Annotated in this window: 3 protein-coding genes; 2 read left to right on the top strand and 1 reads right to left on the bottom strand. The window is 75.8% G+C overall.

The features are described 5' to 3' along the window. The coding region (locus tag AB0J52_RS34515; protein ID WP_500187094.1) for a serine/threonine-protein kinase at positions 1–1,176 on the bottom strand (1,176 nt) is incomplete at its 3' end. Positions 1,177–1,284: 108 nt separating this feature from the next. On the opposite strand from AB0J52_RS34515, the gene AB0J52_RS34510 reads away from it, so the two are divergent. Both AB0J52_RS34510 and AB0J52_RS34505 read left to right on the top strand, forming a co-directional pair. Then, positions 1,285–2,403 carry a DUF6777 domain-containing protein gene (locus AB0J52_RS34510; RefSeq protein ID WP_500187093.1) on the top strand — a complete coding sequence of 373 codons (1,119 nt, stop codon included), beginning with the start codon at positions 1,285–1,287 and terminating at the stop codon, positions 2,401–2,403. A 25-nt stretch (positions 2,404–2,428) separates the two neighbouring features. Further along, entirely contained in the window at positions 2,429–2,821 is a 393-nt protein-coding gene (locus AB0J52_RS34505; protein ID WP_500187092.1) for an ArsR/SmtB family transcription factor, read from the top strand. Positions 2,822–2,961 lie beyond the last annotated feature (140 nt).

The raw sequence follows: 2,961 nt of genomic DNA, 5'->3' as shown, positions 1-2,961 counted from the left end.
CGTCGCCCACGACCGCCGCCACAGCAGCCGCCCCGGCCCTGACCCCGGCTCCGCCGCGCGCGCCGAGGTGGGCCACGGTTCCGAGATCGTCTGGACCTGAGGCCCGGCGGCCGCCTCCCGCAGAGGAGCCCCGGCGGCCGACGTTCCCGGGACGCCCCGGGCCTCCGGACCGAACGCCGCCGCAGCCCCCGCACCGGCCCACACCTCGTGCTCCGCCTCGCGTTCGGCCCCGTGTTCGGCCTCGTGCTCGGCCCCGGGCCGGGCGGCGGGCTCCGCTGCGGGCGCGCAACCGGGCCGGGGCTCGGGGACGGTCTCGGCCGGCGTGCCCAGCAGGCTCAGCAGGACCGCCTCGGCGGTCGGACGGGACGCCGGATCCTTGGCCAGGCAGGCGGCGGCGAGCCCGGCCAGGTGCGGCGGGAGCGCGGACAGGTCCGGGGTGTGGCTCAGGATCCGGTAGATCACCGCCGAGGTGGGGCCGCCGCCGAAGGGGTTCTCGCCGGAGGCGGCGAACAGCAGGGTCGCGGCCCAGCAGAACAGGTCGGCGGCGGGCCCGACCGGCCCGCCGGAGAACTGCTCGGGCGCCATGTAGGCGGGCGTCCCCACCAGGCCGCCGGTGACGAGCGGGGCGGGGCCGGTCACGGCGGACGGGCCCATGAGGGCGGGCGCGCCGTCCAGGGCCCGCGCGACCCCGAAGTCGATCACGCGCGGGCCGTCCGGGCCGAGCAGGATGTTGCGCGGGTTCACGTCCCGGTGCACGATCCCGGCGCGGTGGATCGCGGCGAGCGCGGTGATCGAGCTGACGGCGAGCCGGTCGAGGTCGGTGCCTCGCCGGGGTCCGCGCTCGGCGACCAGCTCGCGCAGGGACGGCCCGGGCACGTACTCGCTGACGAGGTAGGGCCGGTCGCCGTGCACGCCCGCGCCGAGGAACCGCGCCGTGCAGAACCCGGCGACGCGCGGCAGCAGCGACAGCTCCCGGACGAACCGGGCCCGCGCCCGGGGGTCGTCGAGCAGCCGCTCGTGCAGCAGCTTGACCGCCACCGGGCCGTCCGGGCCGTCGCCGAGGTAGACCACGCCCTGCCCGCCGGAGCCGAGACGGCCGACCAGCCGGAGCTCGCCGAGCCGCTCGGGGTCGGCGGGGAGCAGGGGGGCGACCGGCGGCGGGTTGGGAACGACCATCGCGCGCACTCCCCGGTTACAGAATCACGACCTTTTGAATGCGATCCACCGGCCGCACCGCGTCATCGAAGAGTATATGTGCGTTCGACTCTCAGTGAGGGAACGGTGATGACGGAGATCCCTTTCCGGCGGCGCGGGCACGCGCTCTCCGCGGCGTTCGCGGCGTCGGCCCTGGTCCTTTTCGGCGCGGCGGGATGCGAGGGTGCGGGAACGGCCATCGCGCGCCTGACGGTGGGCGATCCGGGCCCCGATCCCTACGCCCCGGCAAAGGGAACCGACCAGCGCCTCACGTCGGCCGGGGGCGGCGCCGCCGTGCCCGGCGGGACGCTGCCGGGCGACTCCCCCGGCCTGTACGGCGGGACGCGCCGGGAGGGCCACTGCGACATGGATCGCCTGGTCATGTTCCTCCAGGCGCATCCCGACCGGGCGGGGGCGTGGGCGTCGGTCCTGCGCATCGCGCCGCGGGAGATCGCCGCGTTCGTGACCCGGCTGACGCCGGTGCACCTGCGGGCCGACACGCTCGTCACCAATCACGGATTCCGCGCCGGGAAGGCGACCGGGGCGCCCGCCGTGCTGGAGGCCGGAATGGGCGTTCTGATCAATGAGTACGGCGTTCCCGTCGTAAAGTGCAATTGCGGCAATCCACTGACTCCGGCCGATCCGAAACTCTCGCTCCGGGGCTCCCGGTACACCGGTCCGGCATGGCCGGATTTCCATGCCGGAAAGGTGACGAGAATCCAGCCGGGACGCGCGCCCGCGCAGGGATTCGTCCTTTCCGCCCCGGACGGTGGAGGCGCGTTCGCCCGTCCGCGCGGGACGCGGGGCGGCGCGGACGGCCCCCGCGTCCCGGAGCCCCCGATCGGCACGCCGCTCCCGCGCGCCGCCCACCACGCTCCGCCCCCCTTCTCCGCCGAGAGCCACTTCTCCCCTGCCCCACCGCCGCCCGCACCGCAGCCGCCGCCCGCCCAGCAACCGCCCTCACCGCCGTCCCCGGGCCTCCCGAGGCCCGTCCCGCCGTCCGGAAAGGACTCGCCCACCCGGCCCTTCCCGCCCGGCCCCGACACGGTCCCGACCGGCTCCCCGCCCGCCAAGCCCACGGCGAGCGCGCCTCCCGGCCGTCCGGGCCGTCCAGGCCACCCAAGTCGCCAGGGCCCTCCGGAACCGGCCCTCGGGCCGTCCACGTCCCCTCCGCGTGACGGGGATCACACCAGGGACTTCCCGCCGTGATCGCCGATGTACTACCTTTGCTCATATGAGCAGTGCTTCATATGATGGAACGGCGGCGGCCACCTGCGCCGTCCGCGTCGTCGACCCCGAGAAGGTGGCCTACGTCTCCGCGGCCATGCCGGACGCGGACGCGATCACCGAGTTGACCCAGGTCTTCGGCCTGCTGGCCGATCCGGGGCGGCTGCGCGTCATCACGGCGCTGCTCGAAGGGGGCGAGATGTGCGTGTGCGACATCGCCGCCGCGTGCGGGCATTCGGAGTCGGCCGTGTCGCACGCGCTGCGGCTGCTGCGCGCGAGCCGGGTCGTCCGGGTGCGGCGCGCGGGCCGGATGGCGTACTACCGGCTGGACGACTCGCACGTCCGCATGCTGCTGGACATCGCCCTGACCCACATAGGCCACACGAAGGAAGGCGCATGAGCGGCGAGAACACCGCCACCGGCGAGCACGCGGACACCGCCCGGAAGCCCGCCGGCCCCGGCGGGGGCCCCGGCCGCGGCGAGAACCAGGAGCACGGGCACGGGCCCTGCTCCTCGCCTCGGCCGCCGTGGCCGTGCCCG

It is taken from the genome of Spirillospora sp. NPDC049652, from assembly GCF_040675125.1.
GTDB lineage: Bacteria > Actinomycetota > Actinomycetes > Streptosporangiales > Streptosporangiaceae > Spirillospora.
This window is presented reverse-complemented; position numbering and strand designations above follow the sequence as displayed.